This window comes from Pseudomonas sp. F9001, from assembly GCF_013385435.1.
GTDB lineage: Bacteria > Pseudomonadota > Gammaproteobacteria > Pseudomonadales > Pseudomonadaceae > Aquipseudomonas.
The window spans coordinates 34,776-53,793 of record NZ_JACAPX010000016.1; the positions used below are offsets into that span (position 1 = coordinate 34,776).

Annotated in this window: 17 protein-coding genes, 1 tRNA gene and 1 pseudogene; 7 read left to right on the top strand and 12 right to left on the bottom strand. The window is 61.8% G+C overall.

Going from position 1 to position 19,018, the window contains the following annotated elements; all coding sequences use genetic code 11:
- Positions 1-3: 3 nt before the first annotated feature.
- On the bottom strand, positions 4-888 hold the full coding sequence (locus HX818_RS18520; protein WP_102604731.1) for a LysR family transcriptional regulator: 885 nt from the start codon (positions 886-888) through the stop codon (positions 4-6).
- A gap of 121 nt (positions 889-1,009) precedes the next feature.
- Between HX818_RS18520 and HX818_RS18525 the strand changes: the two genes are divergently transcribed.
- Positions 1,010-2,380: an MFS transporter gene (locus tag HX818_RS18525; protein ID WP_218173799.1), complete on the top strand. Its 1,371-nt coding sequence runs from the start codon at positions 1,010-1,012 to the stop codon at positions 2,378-2,380.
- 121 nt (positions 2,381-2,501) lie between these two features.
- Here the strand turns inward: HX818_RS18525 and HX818_RS18530 are convergent, their stop codons facing one another.
- Positions 2,502-3,302: an AraC family transcriptional regulator gene (locus HX818_RS18530; RefSeq protein ID WP_003214430.1), complete on the bottom strand. Its 801-nt coding sequence runs from the start codon at positions 3,300-3,302 to the stop codon at positions 2,502-2,504.
- A 137-nt stretch (positions 3,303-3,439) separates the two neighbouring features.
- On the opposite strand from HX818_RS18530, the gene HX818_RS18535 reads away from it, so the two are divergent.
- Entirely contained in the window at positions 3,440-4,078 is a 639-nt protein-coding gene (locus HX818_RS18535; protein ID WP_177020532.1) for a LysE family translocator, read from the top strand.
- A gap of 43 nt (positions 4,079-4,121) precedes the next feature.
- Entirely contained in the window at positions 4,122-5,216 is a 1,095-nt protein-coding gene (ddlA, locus tag HX818_RS18540; RefSeq protein WP_008437490.1) for a D-alanine--D-alanine ligase, read from the top strand.
- Between the two features lie 97 nt (positions 5,217-5,313).
- On the opposite strand, the gene HX818_RS18545 is transcribed toward ddlA, so the two are convergent.
- On the bottom strand, positions 5,314-6,042 hold the full coding sequence (locus HX818_RS18545; RefSeq protein WP_177020533.1) for a polyphenol oxidase family protein: 729 nt from the start codon (positions 6,040-6,042) through the stop codon (positions 5,314-5,316).
- Positions 6,043-6,065: 23 nt separating this feature from the next.
- On the bottom strand, positions 6,066-7,892 hold the full coding sequence (gene ggt, locus HX818_RS18550; protein WP_177020534.1) for a gamma-glutamyltransferase: 1,827 nt from the start codon (positions 7,890-7,892) through the stop codon (positions 6,066-6,068).
- A gap of 197 nt (positions 7,893-8,089) precedes the next feature.
- Here ggt and HX818_RS18555 point away from each other — a divergent pair, with 197 nt between their 5' ends.
- Positions 8,090-8,980, top strand: coding sequence for a bifunctional helix-turn-helix transcriptional regulator/GNAT family N-acetyltransferase (locus HX818_RS18555; RefSeq protein WP_218173796.1), 891 nt, complete (start codon positions 8,090-8,092; stop codon positions 8,978-8,980).
- Between the two features lie 42 nt (positions 8,981-9,022).
- Here HX818_RS18555 and HX818_RS18560 read toward each other — a convergent pair whose 3' ends face one another.
- From HX818_RS18560 to rimJ, 4 genes are all read right to left on the bottom strand, one after another.
- Positions 9,023-11,431 carry a TonB-dependent siderophore receptor gene (locus HX818_RS18560; RefSeq protein WP_087693778.1) on the bottom strand — a complete coding sequence of 803 codons (2,409 nt, stop codon included), beginning with the start codon at positions 11,429-11,431 and terminating at the stop codon, positions 9,023-9,025.
- A gap of 75 nt (positions 11,432-11,506) precedes the next feature.
- The gene (locus tag HX818_RS18565; protein ID WP_250884824.1) at positions 11,507-12,439 is read right to left on the bottom strand and encodes a FecR domain-containing protein; all 933 of its coding nucleotides are present in this window, start codon (positions 12,437-12,439) and stop codon (positions 11,507-11,509) included.
- Positions 12,440-12,447: 8 nt separating this feature from the next.
- The gene (locus HX818_RS18570) at positions 12,448-12,963 is read right to left on the bottom strand and encodes a sigma-70 family RNA polymerase sigma factor (RefSeq protein ID WP_087693776.1); all 516 of its coding nucleotides are present in this window, start codon (positions 12,961-12,963) and stop codon (positions 12,448-12,450) included.
- A 33-nt stretch (positions 12,964-12,996) separates the two neighbouring features.
- Positions 12,997-13,581 (bottom strand): ribosomal protein S5-alanine N-acetyltransferase, encoded by a 585-nt coding sequence (rimJ, locus tag HX818_RS18575; protein WP_102604725.1) that lies wholly within the window; start codon positions 13,579-13,581, stop codon positions 12,997-12,999.
- A 145-nt stretch (positions 13,582-13,726) separates the two neighbouring features.
- Between rimJ and HX818_RS18580 the strand changes: the two genes are divergently transcribed.
- Positions 13,727-14,767: a DMT family transporter gene (locus tag HX818_RS18580; protein WP_102604724.1), complete on the top strand. Its 1,041-nt coding sequence runs from the start codon at positions 13,727-13,729 to the stop codon at positions 14,765-14,767.
- Positions 14,768-14,848: 81 nt separating this feature from the next.
- Here HX818_RS18580 and HX818_RS18585 read toward each other — a convergent pair.
- Both HX818_RS18585 and HX818_RS18590 read right to left on the bottom strand, forming a co-directional pair.
- Positions 14,849-14,925: transfer RNA gene (locus HX818_RS18585), tRNA-Met, on the bottom strand.
- 269 nt (positions 14,926-15,194) lie between these two features.
- Positions 15,195-15,437, bottom strand: a complete 243-nt coding sequence (locus tag HX818_RS18590; protein WP_087693773.1) for a DUF6124 family protein — start codon at positions 15,435-15,437, stop codon at positions 15,195-15,197.
- Positions 15,438-15,743: 306 nt separating this feature from the next.
- Between HX818_RS18590 and HX818_RS18595 the strand changes: the two genes are divergently transcribed.
- Positions 15,744-16,961: an MFS transporter gene (locus HX818_RS18595; RefSeq protein ID WP_063033153.1), complete on the top strand. Its 1,218-nt coding sequence runs from the start codon at positions 15,744-15,746 to the stop codon at positions 16,959-16,961.
- 108 nt (positions 16,962-17,069) lie between these two features.
- Here HX818_RS18595 and HX818_RS31055 read toward each other — a convergent pair.
- A pseudogene (locus tag HX818_RS31055) lies at positions 17,070-17,189 on the bottom strand (RNA polymerase subunit sigma); the annotation flags it as partial.
- 124 nt (positions 17,190-17,313) lie between these two features.
- Between HX818_RS31055 and HX818_RS18600 the strand changes: the two are divergent.
- Positions 17,314-17,538: a hypothetical protein gene (locus tag HX818_RS18600; protein ID WP_087693771.1), complete on the top strand. Its 225-nt coding sequence runs from the start codon at positions 17,314-17,316 to the stop codon at positions 17,536-17,538.
- A 368-nt stretch (positions 17,539-17,906) separates the two neighbouring features.
- On the opposite strand, the gene ychF is transcribed toward HX818_RS18600, so the two are convergent.
- Positions 17,907-19,007, bottom strand: coding sequence for a redox-regulated ATPase YchF (gene ychF, locus HX818_RS18605; protein ID WP_010177033.1), 1,101 nt, complete (start codon positions 19,005-19,007; stop codon positions 17,907-17,909).
- Positions 19,008-19,018: the final 11 nt, after the last annotated feature.

Below are 19,018 nucleotides of genomic sequence, written 5' to 3' on the forward strand. Positions count from 1 at the left end.
GTGTTACCACTGGGCTTTGCTGAGTGCCTCGGCAAACGCCATCAACTTCGGCGAGTACTGCCGCGATGGCGGATACACCAGCGATATCGCCCGACTGCGCCCGGCAAATTCCTCCAGCAAGGGCACAAGGCGCCCGGCCGCCAGATCTTCCCGCACCGCAAAGTCCATCACCTGGGCGATGCCGAATCCGCCCAGCGCGCCGTCCACCAGCGCATCGCCGATATCAAAGATCAACCGCCCCTCGACACTCACGTCCTGCACCCTGCCATCGAGCATGAACTGCCAGTCCACCAGCCGGCTGGTACGCAGGTTACGTACGGTCAGGCAATTGTGGTCCTGGAGTTCATCGACGGTCTGCGGCGTACCAAAACGCGCGAGATAAGCCGGGGAGGCGACGGTGACCCAGCGCAGCGGTGGCAGTGCCCGGGCGATCAGGCGTTGGTCCTGGATGTCGCCGGTGCGCAGCAAGGCGTCAAAGCCTTCGTCGACGATGTCCACCAGGCGGTCGGTCATTACCGCTTCAATGCGCAGGTCGGGGTATTGCAGGGTCAGCTCGCCGATCACCGGCATCACCACCTTGCGGCCAAACAACGAGGGCGTGCTGATCTTCAGCAAACCGGACGGTGAGGCACGGCGGTCGAGCATTTGCCGCTCGGCTTCGGCCAGTTCCGCCAGCAGCGGCGCGCTGCGTTCATACAGCATCTGCCCGTCGGGCGTGAGGCTGACGCTGCGGGTGTTGCGTTGCAGCAGGCGCACACCCAGCTGGTTTTCCAGTCGGGAAATGGCCCGGGACAAGCCCGATTGGGTCAGCCCCAGGTCTCCGGCGGCGCGAGTGAAACTGCGGGTTTCGGCGACGCGCACCAGCAGGCGAACAGCATTCAGATCCATGATTAAAGTCATTACTGAAAGAGTGATAGGGGTATTTATCATCTGTTGGGCATGAAAGAAACTGGCGCCTCTCATTTTCAGGCAGGACGCTGTGATGTCTTCTTCTCGACCCTCTGGCTGGATGCTGTTGCTGCTGGCAACCGCGCAACTGATCATCGCCCTCGACGCGACCATCGTGTTTGTCGCGCTGCCGCAAATCGGCAGCCACTTGGGGTTTTCTGCCCAGCAATTGCAGTGGGTGGTCAGTGCCTACAGCGTGGCGTTTGGTGGCTTCCTGTTGCTGGGCGGTCGGGCGGCGGACCTGTTGGGCAAGCGGCGCTTGTACATGCTTGGCCAGTCGCTGTACGCGCTGTCTTCCCTGGCGGCGGTGCTCGGTGGCAGCGCCTTGCTGCTGGTGCTGGCGCGGGCGGTGCAGGGTGTGGGCGGCGCGCTGTTGTTCCCGGCCACGCTGGCGCTGATCAACACCCACTACGCCGAAGGGCCCGCGCGTAATCGGGCGTTTGCCGTGTGGAGCGCGGCGTCTGCGGCGGGCCTGGCATTGGGCGCGTTGCTCGGCGGCGTGCTGACCCAGGCCTGGGGCTGGGAAGCAGTGTTTCTGGTGAACGTGCCATTGGCCGGTGCCTGTGCCCTGGCGGCGCGCTACTGGATTCCCGCCGATGGCGAGCGGGCCAGCGGGCGCAACTTTGATATCAGCGGCGCGTTGACCGTGACGCTGGGCGGCACCTTGCTGGTGTTCTCCCTGGTGCAGGGGCCGGAGTGGGGTTGGGCGGCACCGTCGACCCTGGGCTGCATGGCCCTGGCGCTGGCGCTGCTCGGATTGTTTGGGTGGATCGAACACCGGGGCCGTGATCCCCTGATGCCGCTACGCTTGTTGGGCTATCGCGAGTTGCGCATGGCCATGGTGTTGACGGCGGTGTTCATGAGCAGCTTTGGCGTGCAGTACTACTTTCTGGCGGTGTACTACCAGCAGGTCTACGGCTACAGCGTGTTGCAGGCGGGGTTGGCGTTTTTGCCGGCGACGCTGGTGTGCACCGCGGGTATCTGGCTGGCGGAGCGTTCATTGGCGCGGCTGGGGTTGCGCAACACCCTGGTCAGCGGCCAGTTGGCGGGCGCGGTGGGTATCGCTTTGGTATGTGTGGCGTTGCCGACGGGGGCGGGGTTCTGGTCGTTGCTGCCGGGGATTTTCATCCTGAGTATTGGCCAGGGCATGACCTGGACGGCGATGTGGGTGGCCGCCGGGCTGGGCATCCGGCCGGGCGAGCAGGGCGTGGCGGCAGGCATGGCGTCCACCAGCCAGCAGATTGGCGGTGCGTTGGGGCTGGCGTTGCTGGTGTCGTTGGCGAACGCCGGTGGGTCGACGGGCGCGGCGCAGGCGGGCGGGATTGAACTGGCGTTGTGGTGGAGCGCGGCGATTGCCCTGGCGGGGGCGGTTCTGGCGTTAGCACTTAAAGAGCGCGCTATAGAGTCGGATGCGATTTCAGCAGCGACATAAATCAACTGTAGGAGCTGGCTTGCCTGCGATGGCGGAGTGTCAGCCAACAATTTATTAACTGACCCACCGCCATCGCAGGCAAGCCAGCTCCTACAGGTTGATCGCGTTTCAAGGCGGGATTTCAGCGCCCGAGCATCTTCACCCAGCGCGACGGCGGCATGCCGAAAGTGCTGCGGAACTGGCGGGTCATGTGGCTCTGGTCGGTGAAGCCGGCGGTCAGCGCCGCATCCACCAGTGACTGGCCCTGGCCCAGCAGGCTGCGCACCAGGTCCAGGCGGCGCATGGTCAGGTAGCGATAGGGGCTGGTGCCGAACAACAAACGAAAATCCCGCGACAACGCCCAGCGGTCGCGGTTGGCGTATTCCGCCATTTCATCGAGGGTAATCGGCCGGCCCAGGGCGCTGTGGATAAATTCCCGTGCGCGTTCGGCGGCCCGGTAGTCGAAGGTCTTGCGATTGACCGTGATGCCCGACGCGTTATTCAGCGCCTGGGCCAGGTCAAACATTGCGTCCTGTTCCTGCAACGGATCAATCGGGCAATCCAGGCTTTGCAGCAACACTTCACTGGCGCGGTACAGCCACGGGTCGCTGGACAATCCGCCGGGGATGAACGGTAACGGCTTGCCGCCGAGCACCTGCTGGATCAGCGCCGGCTCCACGTAAATCATCCGGTATTTGAAACCTTCCTCGCTGCCGGCCCAGCCGTCATGCACTTCATCGGGATGGATCACCATGGTCCGCCCCGGCAGGCTGTGGGTCATGCCGCCGCGATAGTGAAAGCTCTGCACACCGAACAGGGTACGGCCGATGGCATAGGTGTCGTGGCGATGGGGGTCGAAGCCAAACCCGGCAAAATACGCCTCGATGCGCTCCAGGCCACTGGCGTGGGGCGCGCGGTGCAGCCAGTCGATATTGGTCGCCATGATGAGTTGTCGCGCAAAGAGATGGAAATACGGTAACCCAGTCTGAATCCGCTGTCTGCCGGGGTCTTGTACGATTGTGCAGGGCGGGTACCGGGCATATGATCCTTATTCCTGCACTGCCCTCGGCGGAATCCCACATGGAATTGTTCAATCCGGCCTACGCGGCGCCTCTGGTCTCGCTGGCCCTGCTCTGGACCGTCGCGGTGGTGACGCCCGGCCCGAACTTCTTCAACACCGCGCAACTGGCCGCCAGTTGTTCACGCCGCCATGGCGTGGTGGCGTCGGCTGGCGTGGCCACCGGCACGGTGATCTGGGGGCTGGCGGGTGGGCTGGGGATCAAGTCGCTGTTCACCGCAGCACCCATGTTGTACCTGGCGTTCAAGATCATCGGCGGCTGCTACCTGATTTACCTGGGCTTGAAACTGTTCCGGCGCTCGGCACCGTCGATGGCCCAGAACCTGTTGCCCGACGAACCTCGGCGTTCACTGTTCTCCGCCTGGCGCCTGGGTTTGCTGGGCAACCTGTCCAACCCCAAGGCGGCGCTGTTCGTCGCGACGATCTTTGCATCCACCATGCCCCAATCACCCTCGCCGATGCTGCTGACCCTGGCCGTGATCACCATGGCGACCTTGTCATTCAGTTGGTACTCCTGCGTGGCGCTGGTGTTTTCCAGTGAGCGGATGGCCAACGTCTATGCCCGCTCGCGCAAGTGGCTGGACCGGTTTGCCGGTGGTTGTTATGTGCTGTTCGGGGCCACGCTGGTAGCGAATCGCTGACGGCTCATGGTAAGAAGCCTTACTTTCAAACGTGAGGCCGATCATGAGCAAGCTGCGGGTAGGGATTATTTTTGGTGGCCGTTCGGCCGAGCACGAAGTGTCGCTGCAATCGGCGCGCAACATCGTCGATGCACTGGACCGTTCGCGCTTCGAGCCGATCCTGATCGGTATCGACAAGGCCGGCCACTGGCACCTCAACGACACCTCGGGCTTTCTGCTCAACGAAGAAAACCCGGCGCTGATCGCCCTCAATCAATCCAATCGTGAACTGGCCGTGGTGCCGGGCAAGGCCAGCCAGCAACTGGTGGAAACCGCCAGCCAGGCCTCGTTGGAACATGTCGATGTGATCTTCCCGATCGTCCACGGCACCCTCGGCGAAGACGGCTGCCTGCAAGGCCTGCTGCGCATGGCCGACTTGCCGTTTGTCGGCTCCGACGTGCTGGGCTCGGCCGTGTGCATGGACAAGGACATCAGCAAACGCCTGCTGCGCGATGCCGGGATTGCCGTGACGCCGTTCATTACCCTCAACCGTCGCACGGCGGCGCGAACCACCTTCGAACAAGCCCGGCAGAAACTCGGAGTGCCGATGTTCGTGAAACCGGCGAACCAGGGTTCATCCGTGGGCGTGAGCAAGGTGGGCAGCGAGGCTGAATATCATGCCGCCGTAGAACTGGCCCTCGGGTTTGATGAAAAGGTGTTGGTGGAGTCGGCGGTAAAAGGCCGGGAAATCGAATGCGCCGTGTTGGGTAACGAGAATCCCATCGCCAGCGGCTGTGGCGAGATCGTGGTACGGGACGGGTTCTATTCCTACGACAGCAAATACATCGATGACCAGGCAGCCCAGGTGGTGGTGCCGGCGGACATCAGCGTTGAAGCCAGCGAGCGCATTCGTGCGTTGGCTATCGAAGCGTTTGAAACCCTGGGCTGTGCCGGGCTGGCGCGGGTGGATGTGTTTCTGACGGATGAGGGTGAGGTGCTGATCAACGAGATCAACTCGTTGCCTGGGTTCACCCGCATCAGCATGTACCCGAAGTTGTGGCAGGCGGCAGGCATGAGCTACAGCGAGCTGGTGAGCCGCTTGATCGAGCTGGCGCTGGAGCGGCATGCGGGGCGTAAGGGGTTGAAGATCAGCCGCTAAAGATCAAATGTGGGAGCTGGCTTGCCTGCGATAGCGGTGGATCAGTGAATAAAATATTGACTGACACTCCGTCATCGCAGGCAAGCCAGCTCCCACACTAGATTTGCGCAGTCCTGGAAATCCACGAATACAACAACGTCTTGCGCTCCGTACTGTCATGGGTCCTTCGGCGGTAACTCGCAAACGCCGGCGAGGTGCAATACGTACACACCTCGCTCACCTCAACCTGCTCAGGTTTTATCCCTGCCGCCTCCAGCAAGATCAGCGCATACCGGCCCAAATCAAACCACGCACTCAACGCCTGCCTGGGTTCTGGCGGCTGAATCTCCGGTGCCAACAACGGCCCCGGCTGCTCAAACGTCCACGGCGCATTTCCATCCCGCCACAAATGCCCCTGACTCGCCTGCAACTGCGCCACAAACTCGCCACTCACCTCATAACAACACGGCTTGATCGACGGCCCGATCGCAATCCGCAACTGGTCCAACGCCACTCCCTCGGCGGTAAACCGTTGCATGGCATTGGCGATGATCCCGCCTTGCAGCCCCTTCCAGCCGCCATGAATCGCCGCGACAAAATCCCCGCTCTCCGAGGCCATCAGCAACGGTAGGCAATCGGCGGTGATCACCGCAATCGGCTGCACATCCCGGCTGAAAACCCCGTCAGCCTCCACCGTGTTGGGCGTAAGCTCCGGGTGCCATTCAATGGTCGTGGCGCTGTGCACCTGCTTGCAGATGAACACCTCGTCAGGCCGCAACGGATCGTCAATCGAACAAAATCCATGATCGACGCCCATCAGGGCGCCGAGGTTATTTGCCTTGTGCACGCGCAGCTCTCCAATGAGTCAACTTAATCCCCCAGTGCTTCGCCTTCACGGCGTGGATCAGCCCCGCCGATCAACGACGCTTTGCCCTGCGCATCGCGCACCCGGACGATCGCCTGGGCGCCGCTGGTCATGTCGATTTCGCTCAGGGCGTGGCCCTTGTCCTTCAGCGCCTGTTTCAACGGTGCGCTGAACAACCCGGCTTCCAGCTCGGTCGCGCCGTTGCGGCTGCCAAAGTTGGGCAGGCCGACGGCCGCTTGCGGGTCGAGGTTCCAGTCGAGCATGGCCACCAGGGATTTGCTCACATATTCGATGATCTGCGAACCGCCCGGCGAACCCACCGTGGCCACCCACTCACCGCTCTGGCGATCAAACACCAGGGTCGGTGCCATCGACGAACGGGGGCGCTTGCCCGGCTCGATCCGGTTGGCCACCGGCTGGCCGTTCTCTTCGGGGATGAAGGAGAAGTCGGTCATCTGGTTATTCAGCAAAAAGCCCTGGACCATTACATGGGAACCGAATGCGGACTCCACCGTGGTGGTCATCGACACCGCGCCACCCACGTCATCCACCGCCACCACTTGCGAGGTGGAAATGCGCAACGGCGAGCGATCCGGCGCGTAGGCCACTTCAATTCCCGCAGGCTTGCCCGGCTTGGCGACGCCCATGCTGCGCTCACCAATCAATGCGGCACGGCCGGCCAGATAGTCCGGCGCGACCAGCCCGGCCACCGGCACCGGCACATAGTCGGAGTCCGCCACGTACTGGGCGCGGTCGGCGTAGGCCAGGCGGTCGGCCTCGGCGATCAGGTGCACCGCTTCGGGCACCGGTTCCAGGCCGGCCGGGGAATCGTTCTTCACCGGCTTCAACAGCCCAAGCGTCATACGCGGGTCGCGGGTTTCCAGGGCCTGCAACGTGCCGAGGATCTGCGCAATGGCGATCCCGCCCGACGACGGCGGCGGCATGCCGCAGACTTTCCAGCGCTTGTAGTCGGTGCACAACGGCGCCCGCTCAACTGCGCTGTAGCCCTTGAGGTCGGTCAGCGTCAGGCTGCCGGGGTTACTGTTGCCTTGCACCTTGCGGGTGATTTCGTCGGCAATCGGGCCGTAGTACAGCGCGTCCGGCCCTTCCTTGGCGATGCGCTTGAACACGTTGGCCAGCGCCGGGTTTTTCAGCAGCGTACCGGTGGCCTTCGGGCTGCCGTCGGCATTCAGGAAGTACGCGGTCATTTCCGGCGAGCGGCTGATGTAGCGGTCAGCGGCAATCAGGCTGTGCAGGCGCGCAGAGATCGGGAAACCCTCTTCGGCCAGGCGAATGGCCGGCTCAAACAGTTTGGCCCATTGCAGGTGGCCGGTCTTTTTATGGGCCATTTCCAGGGCACGCAACACCCCCGGGGTGGCCACCGAACGCCCGCCAATCTGCGCCTGCGGGAACGACATCGGCGTGCCATCGGCGTTGAGGAACAACCGCTCGGTAGCGCCCGCCGGTGCGGTTTCGCGACCGTCGTAGGCGTGCACCTGCTTGCCGTCCCACAGCATGATGAACGCGCCGCCGCCGATCCCGGAGGACTGCGGCTCCACCAGGGTCAGCACGGCCTGCATGGCAATCGCGGCGTCGATGGCCGAGCCGCCCTTGCGCAATATCTCGCGCCCGGCTTCGGCGGCCAGCGGGTTGGCGGCGGCGGCCATGTGGCGCTCGGCGTGGCGGGGGCTCATGTCGGTGCGATAGCCCGAGCCGAGCTCCGGGGCGGGCGGCAGTTCCGGCGCGGTGGCGCTGTGGCAGGCGGCGAGGGTGAGGGCGGCGGTGATCAGCGAGAGGGTGGTAAGGCGTTGGCGGTGAAAAATCGAAAACACGCGATGACTCCGTTCATTTGAGAATGATCTGTTGTCCGTGGTGAGGGAATGTACCTCAGTGGTTTGCAGGTTGGGAGATTGATCTGTATTTGGTTGTGCGGTACAACTATATCCTTCGTCATTCGGGCAAGAGGTTTCCCCCCGTGAACCGTTCCAAGCCAGACCTTATCGATCAGATCCGCTGTGCCTCGCGTCTTATGGTGCGAGAGCTGGGCTTCATGCAGCCGAAGTTGGCGGCCAGCAGTTACCCACCGTCATCGGTGCACACGATTGTTGAAATCGGCGAGCGTGGCGCGCTGACAGCGGCTGAACTGGTCATGTTGCTGGGGCTGGAAAAGTCGTCGGTGAGCCGCATGGTGCGCAAGCTGGTCGAGGCGGGCGAGCTGGAAGAGTTTGCCAACGAGGACGATGCCCGTTCGAAAAAGCTGCGGCTCACCACACGAGGCCAGAAGACGTTACGCGACATCGAAACGTTTGCCCGGCGCCAGGTGGGCGAGGCGATTGGCGACTTGTCCAGCGAACAGCAACAGGCCGTCAGCCGTGGGCTCGATCAATACGCCGCAGCCCTGCAAACCCAACGTACCGGCGCCCGGCAGCCGAGGCACTACCGCATTGCCCAAGGCTACCGGCCAGGCATCATCGGGCGTATCGCGCAGATGCACGCCGAGTACTACGCCCAGCATGCGAATTTTGGCCAGCCGTTTGAAAGCCTGGTGGCGGCGGACATGGCCGAGTTGATGGGGCGCCTGGCCAACCCGCGCAACCAAGTCTGGGCAGTGCTGGACGCAGAGCAGATCGTCGGTTCGATCGCGATTGATGGCGAGGGCGAAAACGGCGAGGCGATCCTGCGCTGCTTCATCCTCGACCCGTCGGCTCACGGCCAGGGCTTGGGTAAACGGTTGTTGAAAGAGGCGCTGGATTTCTGTGACGGGCACCGGTTCCCGGCGGTGCGGCTGTGGACGTTCAAGGGCCTGGATGTGGCGCGCAAGCTTTATGAAAGCGCGGGCTTTGTGCTGGAGTCGGAACAGGAGGGGCAGCAGTGGGGCAAGTCTGTGGTGGAGCAGTGTTTTGTGCGGCACGCTGTTTGACGCAACAGCGCCCCACGTCACGGGGCGCTGGCGCCTGGCCGGTTAGAAGTCCCAGCGCGTGGTGAGCATCACGTTGCGCGGGGTGCCGTAATAGGCCGTGTTATAGAAGCCGATGTTGGTGTAGTACTGCTTGTCGAACAGGTTGTTGACGTTCAGCGTCGCGGAAAGATGTTCGCTGACCTGATACTTGGCCATCGCGTCCACCACCCAATACGCTTCCTGCGAGAACTCTTCGTTTTGCGCCTTGGGCCGGTTGTACACCACTTGCCAGCTTCTGCTCTGCCAGCGCGCGCCGCCGCCGACGGTCAGGCGGTCCAGCGGACCCTTGAGTTTGTACGAGGTGAAGAAACTGAGCTGGTCCTCCGGCTCCCAGGTCGAAGCCTTGTCGCCATGCTCATCCCGCAGGATCTTGTGGGTGTAGCCGGCCTGGGCCTGCCAGCCCGGCGCCAGCTCGCCGGACATCTCGGCCTCGAAACCCTTGGTTTTGGCCTTGATGCCTTTCTCGGCATACCCGAGGGATGGGTTGGTCGGCGCGGCGTTGTATTCGGCGTCCGGCTCCGCACGGTTGGTTTCGTGCACTTCGAAGTAGGCCATGCTGGTGTTGAGCCGGCCCTCGAAGAACTCACCCTTGAGGCCGGTCTCGTAGTTCTTGCCTTCATCCGGTTCCAGCAATTTGTTGTTGCGGTCGCGGCTGTAGGTCGTCGGCATGAAGATGTCGGTGTAGCTGGCATACGCGGTGAAGTTGTCGTTCAGGTCGTAGGTGACCCCGGCGTAGGGCACCAGCTTGCCGGTCTCGGTGGAGTCGTCTTCGCCACGCAATTTGTAGTTGGCCACGCGGCTGCCGAGGAACAGGTTCAGGTCATCCATGAGGTTGAAACGTGCGGCCATATAGCCTGCGGATTGGCGGGTCGTGGCATCGATGATCCGTGTCGGTTCACCCCAGTTCGGCTCCGGAGCGTTGCCATCGAAGTTCCAGAAATCGATCTCGTTGTTGCCCACATAAGTGGGGGCGCCGTAGTCCTTTCCGGTCCAGTGGGAGTTCGAGGCCGACGCGCCAATCACCAATTCATGGGTACGGCCCAGCAGGCTGAACGGACCGCTGGCGTAGACATCGCCCGAGTCGGCGCGGGTGTTGCCGGTGAACTTGTTCGCGTACAGGGACGACAGTCCGGTGGCGGGGAACGGGCCACTCATGATCGAGCCCAGGGGCGCGTCGTAGCCCATGAGTTGGTGGGTGTATTGGCCCTTGATCACCCAGCCATTGTCGAAGTTGTGTTCCAGGGTGGAGAACACGCTGCGGGAGTACTGCTCCCAGCGGCTCCACTTGGCGCCGTTGTTGTAGGAGCGTTTTACATCGATGCGGTTGCCGTTGCGATCGAACAGCGCACGGCTGCCGGACCAGCCCGAGCCTTGCGGGTCGCTGTCCAGGTAATCGAAACCGACGGTGAGCAGGGTGTCGTCGGTCAGGTCGGCTTCCAGCGTGCCGAAATACACATTGGTGCTGCGCTGGTAGTGGTCCATGAACGAGTGCTTGTCCTGGTACGCCGCCACCGCACGCCCGCGCACGTTGCCGCTGTCGGTCAGCGGGCCACTCACGTCGATCTGGGAACGATAGTTGTCCCAGCTGCCGGCGCCGAGTTCGACGCTGGCCTTGAAGTCCCGCGTGGGCTTTTTGCGGATCAGGTTGATCGTCGCGCCAGGGGCGCCGGCGCCGGTCAGCAGTCCGGTGGCACCCTTGAGGATTTCCACGCGGTCATAGATCGCCATGTCGCTGAGGGTCTGGCTGGACGAGTAGGCGGAGTTGCGCAGGGTCGGGATGCCGTCGTACTGGAAGTTTTCCACCGAGAAGCCGCGGGCGTAGTAATTGTTACGCTCGCTGTCGAAGGTCGACACGGTGATGCCCGGTGTATGGCGCATCACGTCGTCGATCGAAGTGAGCGCGAAGTCATCCATATGCTGGCGCGTGATCACGGTGATCGACTGCGGGGTTTCCCGTGGGGTCAGCACCATGCGCGTGGCGGTGGCGATGGTGCCCGGGGTGTAGGAACCGCTGCCCTCAGTGATGGTGCCCAACTGATTCGCGGTGATCTCTGTGGCACCCAGCGACAGCGCGCCGCCGGCCACCGGCAGGCTTTCCAGCTGGTAGCCATCGGCATTGCCGCGTGCTGCGAAGCCGGTGCCGGCCAGCACCTGCGCGAACCCGTCCTCCACGTTGTAGCTGCCGCGCACGCCGGGGCTGTCCAACCCGGCCACTTGTTGCGACAGGAACGAGATCGGCACGCCGGCGGCCTGGGCGTAACGCGTCAGCACGTCACCGAGTTTTCCGGGGGCGATGTCGAACGCCTGTACCTGCTGCTGCGCGTAGGCCAGGCCCGGCACCGCCAGGGGCAGGCAGCCAAGCAACAGTCGACTGGCCAGCAACAGGCCGCCGCGTGTGGGGGTTGAAGACATGTTATCGGTGCTCCTTTGGATGTTGGCCAAGGAAAGGACGCGGCAAAACCGAAAACACGCAACGGTGCGTAAGAATTATCCGGCGGGGGATTTCAGGCGCACACGTGTGAGCCACGGGGTGTAGGTGCTGACTTCAATCGGCAGGGTGCGTGTGAGCAGGCGCAATGCGCGGTCGCTGTCGTCCGTCGGCAGCATCACCGTCACCCGAATGCCTTGCAGCGCCTGGCGATCGAACATCAGCACACCCGGGCGATGCCGCGCCAGGCGCTCAAGTACATCCGCCAGCGGCTCGTCGTTGGCCAGCAACTGGTGGGCCGTCCAGGCTTGCTGCTGTGCTTGCACATCAACGCTTTTCGGCGTGCCGGGCCCGCTTGCATCCAGGCGCACCTGCTCGCCGGGGCCGAGGGTAATCGTATGCCCGGCACTGTCGATGCGGGTCGAGGATTCGAGCATCTTGACCACGGTGGCGGTGTCGCTGAGTTCGACGATAAAACGCGTGCCCAGGGCGCGAATGCTGCCCTGCGGGGTGTCGACATAAAACGGGCGCTGGGTGTCCTTGGCCACTGTTACCAGAATCTCACCATGCAGCAGTTGCACGCGGCGCTGGCTGGCGTCCAGGTGCAGGTTCACCGCAGAGCTGCCTTCCAGTTGCAGGTCGCTGCCGTCGGCCAGCAGCGTCTGGCGCCATTGGCCACGGTCGGTGCTCAGGTCGGCGAACAGATAGCCACGTTGCTCGTACTGGTACGCCGGCACCCCCGCGAGCAGCAGGGCCAGGGCGAGACACTTGACCAGCGTTGCCCCTTGGCGAGGCTGCCGGGCCCGGCGCAATGCGGCACGGGCCGGGGCTTGTTTGAGAGGCAGCAAGTGGCCCTGAAGGCGGGCAATGGCTTGCGGGTGCTGCGGGTCGGCGGCCAGCCAGGCGCGAAACGCCTGTTCGTTGGCGGCATTGCCTTCGTGATCCAGCCGCACCAGCCATTCGGCGGCCTGGCGCAGCACAGCGTGGGGCATAGGCTGGTTCATGGCTGGGCGCACGCATCGCACGCCAGCAAGGCTTCCACCAGATCGTTCTGTACTGTGCGCACCGAGACCCCGAGGCGCTGGGCGATTTGCGCCTGGTCCAGGCCTTCGAGGTAACGCAGGATGAAGGTGTCGCGTATCCGCTTGTTCATGCGCGCCAAGGCCCGATCAATCGCTTCAAGCATTTGCGCGGCTTGCAGGATCTGCTCCGGCGAAGGCGCCTGTTCAAGGTACGCGGCGCAGCGTTCGAGCTCTTCGCGGTAGGCCTGTTCCAGGCGTCGGCGGCGGCCATTGTCCATCAGCAACCGGCGCGCGATGGTGGCCAGATAAGCCCGTGGCTCACCCGGCGCCACGTAAGTACCCGATGCCAGCAAGCGTACGAAAGTGTCTTGCGCCACGTCGGCCGCCTGATGGGAGCAATGCACGCGACGCCGCAACCAGGTCAACAACCAGCCGTGGTAGCCGCGGTACAGCGCATCGAGCGTAGGAGCGTCGGTGGGCGAAGACAGCTTCATGAGAGAGAGTCGTAAGTGAGAATTAATCCCATTCTAGTGGTTTAAAACTTCGGGCTGCAATAGACGGTCGCTTGCCGGATTGATCAGTGCCGTTAACACATGGTCCGCCCAGACCCCGTTGATCCTCAGATACGCCCGCGCCTCGCCCTCTTTTTCAAACCCCAGCCGTGCCAGCAGGCGCGCACTGCGCTCATTCTCTGGGCGGTAGTTGGCCATGATTCGGTGCAGCTGCATGGCGTCGAACACATGGGCAATCGCCGCCGTCAGCGCTTCGTGCATCAAGCCTTGGCCTTGGGCGGATTCAGCCAGCGCATAACCCAAGTGGCAGGCCTGAAACGCACCGCGCACGATGTTGCTGAAGTTGCAGGCGCCGATGATTTGGTCCTGGCTGAATATCAGCAGGTGCAACGCTTCGCCGCTGGCGGTTTTGTCGGCCATGGCGTGGAGGCGTTCGGTGATGGCGTCCAGTTCAAAAAAGGCGTCGTCACGCGAAGGCTCCCAAGGCTGCAGAAAGGCGCGATTTTGCAGCAGGTACATTTGCAGGGCGCGAGCGTGGGAAGGGTGGGCGCCCAGCAGTAAGAGGCGGTCAGTGCTGATGCCGGTAGCGGGGAATGTCATGCGTCACCTTCTTGTGGTTTGCCAGCCGGGCTATCCTGCCGCTTCAGTCGTACAGAATCCAGCCAGGCTGGCATTCACATAATTCTTACCCGGGCACAGCTATGATGCTCGTCCTTATGCAATAAGCCTGACAGGGCGACCCATTATGAATGTGAGCATTCTCTACGCGTTGGCGGCGGCGGCGTTGTTCGGCGCCAGCACTCCGCTTGCCAAGCTCCTAGGGGTGGATACGCCGCCCATCCTGTTGGCAGGGCTGCTCTATCTGGGCAGCGGCCTGGGCCTGGCCATCGTTCGGTTTGCTCGCGACCACGGCTGGAAACGGCCCGGGCTTGCAGCCGGAGAGTGGCCCTGGTTGGTGGGCGCCATTGTCTTTGGGGGCGTGCTTGCGCCTGTGGCGCTCATGTACGGGCTCACCCGCACAGCGGGCGCCACCGCATCGCTGATGCTCAATCTTGAGTCGGTGCTCACGGCCGTGCTGGCGTGGGTCGTGTTCAAAGAGAACGCAGATCGCCGCATCGTGATCGGCATGATCGCTATTGTTCTGGGCGGGATCGTTTTGTCATGGCCGCACGGGACAGCGACGGCTCATGATTGGACGGGGCCGCTGGCCGTGGCGTTCGCCTGTTTTTGTTGGGCCATCGACAATAACCTGACCCGTAAGGTCTCTGCCTCGGATGCGCTGTTTATCGCCGGCAGCAAAGGCTTGGCGGCGGGTGTGGTCAATTGCTGTTTGGCGTTGGCCATCGGGTCGCAACTGCCAGCGGTGGCCACGCTCGGGTCAACCATGGTGGTTGGGCTGCTTGGGTATGGCGTGAGTCTGGTGCTGTTTGTGCTCGCTCTGCGCGGGCTTGGCAGTGCGCGCACCGGCGCCTATTTTTCCACGGCTCCTTTCCTGGGCGCGGTCATCTCGATCCTGATCCTGGGCGAGTCAGTTTCGCTGATGTTCTTGCTCGCGGCCGCCTTGATGGCCATCGGGGTGTGGATTCATCTGATGGAACATCATGCGCACGAGCATCAGCACGATCCCCTCATGCACGGTCATCGCCATACACACGATGAGCACCACCAGCATGTGCATAACTTTGCGTGGGACGGTACCGAGCCACATAGTCATGCCCATGAGCACGCACCGATCCAGCACAGTCATGCGCATTTTCCCGATGTGCACCATCGGCATAAACACTGACGTCTGTGGGGCAATAGGGCGGTTTACTTTTCTTCAGGCATAAAAAAACGGCCTACCTTTCGGTAAGCCGTTTTTAGTACTTGGTGGCTACACAGGGACTTGAACCCCGGACCCCAGCATTATGAATGCTATGCTCTAACCAACTGAGCTATGTAGCCAAGTGGCGCGCATTATTCGCGGAGAACGGGAATGCGTCAAGCGCTTTTTTTGAAAATTTATCTACGCTATCAACTGTTTAACGGGAAACACCGTGTTTGGTGACGAGCGGTTGGGGTTTGCGCAGGTCCCAAGGCGGCGAAGATCAAAAGGTGGGAGCGGGCTTGCTCGCGAATGCGGTGTGTCAGTCAGCAGAGGTATTGGCTGGTCCACCGCATTCGCGAGCAAGCCCGCTCCCACATTTGATCTGCTGTGTTCTGGCGTTCGTGCGTCAGGTTTTGCGCGGGTGCAGGCACTCTATCGAGCGATCCACCATGGCTTTGGCCATTTCCAGCAGGTGCCATACGGCTTGAATTTTGGCTCGATCATGGTGTTGCATAGTGTCGCGGCAGTCGAGAGCAGTGGCGGATGCGCTGTTGAGCAGGTGTGAGGTGTAGAGCAGGGCGTCTTCGAAACTGAGGTCTTCGCTTACGACGAAGCAATCTGATGGAGGCTCGGGAAGTGATTTATCCATGGTGTAACTCCTGTTTTTACCTTAGGAAGCTGACACCTATTGATTTCAGGCTGCTAAACCCGATCACTGAAAACCAGCGACGGACCGAAGACTAGCCACCGACTCCCCCAGGCACAAGGCCGAAAGATTCTCTAGGAAACGTCCCGCAAATTAAAGGGATTCATCTTGCTGGCCCTTTACAAACCATGACCGCTGCATCGATTCATCTACTCGTTAGCCTGCTAACGGGATAGCCTTCCTGCACCCAAAAGTGGCACATTGTCGCACCTGCACCTGTGCATCCATCTGCTGTACGGAAAACCTCCCATGGCTCTGAGCAATTCCCAGCCCTCCGTGGCTACGGCGCCTGCCGCCGGGCAAACCAGCCCGTTGGTGATGCGTGTAATCGGCGCGGTGGCGCTGGCGCATTTGATCAATGACTTGATCCAGTCGGTACTGCCCTCGATCTACCCGATGCTCAAGGCCAATTACGGCCTGACGTTCACCCAGGTCGGCCTGATCACCCTCACGTTCCAGCTCACCGCGTCCCTGCTGCAGCCGTGGGTCGGTTATTACACCGATCGCCATCCCAAGCCGTACCTGTTGCCCTGCGGAATGATCTGCACGCTGGTGGGCATCCTGATGATGTCCCAGGTGGGCAGCTTCCCCCTGATCCTGCTGGCGGCGGGGCTGATCGGCATCGGCTCGTCCACCTTCCACCCGGAAGCCTCCCGCGTGGCGCGCCTGGCCTCGGGCGGGCGTTATGGTTTGGCGCAGTCGACGTTCCAGGTGGGCGGTAATGCCGGCTCGGCCTTCGGCCCGTTGCTGGCGGCGGCGATCATCATTCCGTTCGGCCAGGGCAATGTGGCCTGGTTCGGCCTGTTCGCGGTGTTTGCGTTGTTTGTGCTGTATGCGATCAGCCGCTGGTACGCGCACCACTTGAACCTGTTCAAGCTCAAACAAGGCCAGGCGGCCACTCACGGCCTGTCCAAGGGCCGGGTGCTGAGCGCGCTGGTGGTGCTGGGGCTGCTGGTGTTTTCCAAGTACTTCTACATGGCCAGTTTCACCAGTTACTTCACCTTCTACCTGATCGAGAAGTTCGACCTGTCGGTGGCCAGTTCCCAGCTGCATCTGTTCCTGTTCCTCGGCGCGGTGGCGGCGGGCACGTTCTTTGGCGGGCCGATTGGCGACAAGATCGGCCGTAAGGCAGTGATCTGGTTTTCGATCCTCGGGGTGGCGCCGTTCACCCTGATTCTGCCCCATGTGGACCTGTTCTGGACCAGCATCCTGAGCGTGGTGATCGGCTTTATCCTGGCTTCGGCGTTCTCGGCAATTGTGGTGTACGCGCAAGAGTTGGTGCCGGGCAATGTGGGGATGATCGCCGGGGTGTTCTTCGGTCTGATGTTCGGTTTTGGCGGGATCGGTGCGGCGTTGCTGGGGCACCTGGCAGACATCCACGGCATCGAGTACGTGTACACGCTGTGCTCGTTCCTGCCGCTGTTCGGGGTGTTGGCGATTCTGTTGCCGCGTACCAAAAAGGCCTGATACCAGATCAATCGAGTCGGGCAGATATCCCTGCTGCCCAACGCTTGCGTCAAACGGGTAAATCAACTGCTCCTGCAAAGGGTGTCGGCGTTGCGCCGGTGCGCTGATTTACGGTTGTAGCGGGTTGTAGGTGGCCCGCTTGAGCTGTTCTCGCGCCCGGGACAAACGTAGGCGCACCGTGCTAATGGGGATGTCCAAGGTGTCGGCGGTGTATTGGGCGTTTCCATCGGCAAGTGCTTGTTGCTGTACTAAGTCAGCAGGTTCCAGCCGCCGGTAGATATGCTTTCCATGAAAGTGATTCCGAGTGATTAAGGCGTCGGTGCTACGCTTGCTCAAAACACGGAGAGCCGCCATGACGGATATCAAACTGATTGCTAGCTTGTTTGATCGCCTTAATCAGAACCAACTCGCCCTAGGCGCCGCAGTTGAAGAGCTTTCCAAGTGGGTCGAACAACGTGGGTCGGCAGAAATTGCCAACAACGTGCGCGGTGCGCTCGAAACACTGGATGAGAACCTTGTGTTTATTCGTCAGGGAATTGCTGAGCTAACAGTCACAGGGAGTTTAGGAAAGCTGTGACGGTCTGGAGCAGTAGAAGGTCCGGCTGTCTAACATCGAGGCAAGTAGTCCGATTCCGCCCAGGTGCCGTCGTTAGCAGTAACGGCAGGGTAGGCCGCTTACTAGCTTACAACGGCGCCCTATCGCAGGGAGGCGCTTCCCCAGGGGCATGCGCACGTTGGTAGCGAGCTGGACTGCCTACCGGGCTGGTGATTTTTCATATCTACCGAATCGAATTCTGAAGTTCTCGCTGCTAATTTTAGAGATGGGACTGGCTCTAACAATATTGAATACCGAAGTTTTTTTCGGTGGCGGGGAAGTGAGCGCCCACAAAAAAGCCGATGCAGTGCATCGGCTTTTTGTTTTGCGGCATAGGCCGCAGGTAAAGCTTATACGTTGAAGCGGAAGTGCATCACGTCGCCATCCTTGACGATGTATTCCTTGCCTTCCAGGCGCCATTTACCGGCTTCCTTGGCACCGGCTTCACCCTTGAACTGGATGAAGTCGTTGTAGGCGATGACTTCGGCGCGGATGAAGCCTTTTTCGAAGTCGGTGTGGATCACGCCAGCCGCTTGCGGGGCAGTGGCACCGACCTTGACGGTCCAGGCGCGTACTTCTTCAACACCGGCGGTGAAGTAGGTCTGCAGGTGCAGCATTTCGTAGCCGGCACGGATCACGCGGTTCAGGCCAGGCTCTTCCAGGCCCAGGGCCTCGAGGAACATGTCTTTCTCTTCGCCGTCTTCCAGCTCGGCGATTTCCGCTTCGATCTTGTTGCACACTGGAACAACCATCGCGCCTTCTTCTTCGGCAATGGCCATGACCACGTCGAGCAGCGGGTTGTTCTCGAAACCGTCTTCAGCCACGTTGGCGATGTACATCACCGGCTTGGTAGTCAGCAGGTGGAAGCCCTTGATCACCGCCTTTTCGTCGGTGCTCATGTTCTTCATCAGGCTGCGTGCCGGCTTGCCCAGAGTGAAGTGGGCAATCAGTTGCTCCAGCAAGGCTTTCTGGACCACTGCGTCCTTGTCGCCGCCCTTGGCGTTACGCGTGACCTTTTGCAGTTGCTTCTCGCAGCTGTCGAGGTCGGCGAAGATCAGCTCCAGGTCGATGATCTCGATATCGCGTTTCGGGTCGACGCTGTTGGAGACGTGAATCACGTTCTCGTCTTCGAAGCAGCGGACCACGTGGGCGATGGCATCGGTCTCGCGGATGTTGGCGAGGAACTTGTTGCCCAGGCCTTCACCTTTCGACGCGCCGGCTACCAGGCCCGCGATGTCGACGAACTCCATGGTGGTCGGCAGGATGCGCTTTGGATTCACGATGGCCGCCAGGGCGTCCAGGCGTGTATCGGGCATCGGCACGATACCGGTGTTCGGTTCGATGGTGCAGAAGGGGAAGTTCTCCGCCGCAATACCGGATTTGGTCAGGGCGTTGAACAGGGTGGACTTGCCGACGTTAGGTAGGCCGACGATGCCGCAATTGAATCCCATGGTGTTTCCCC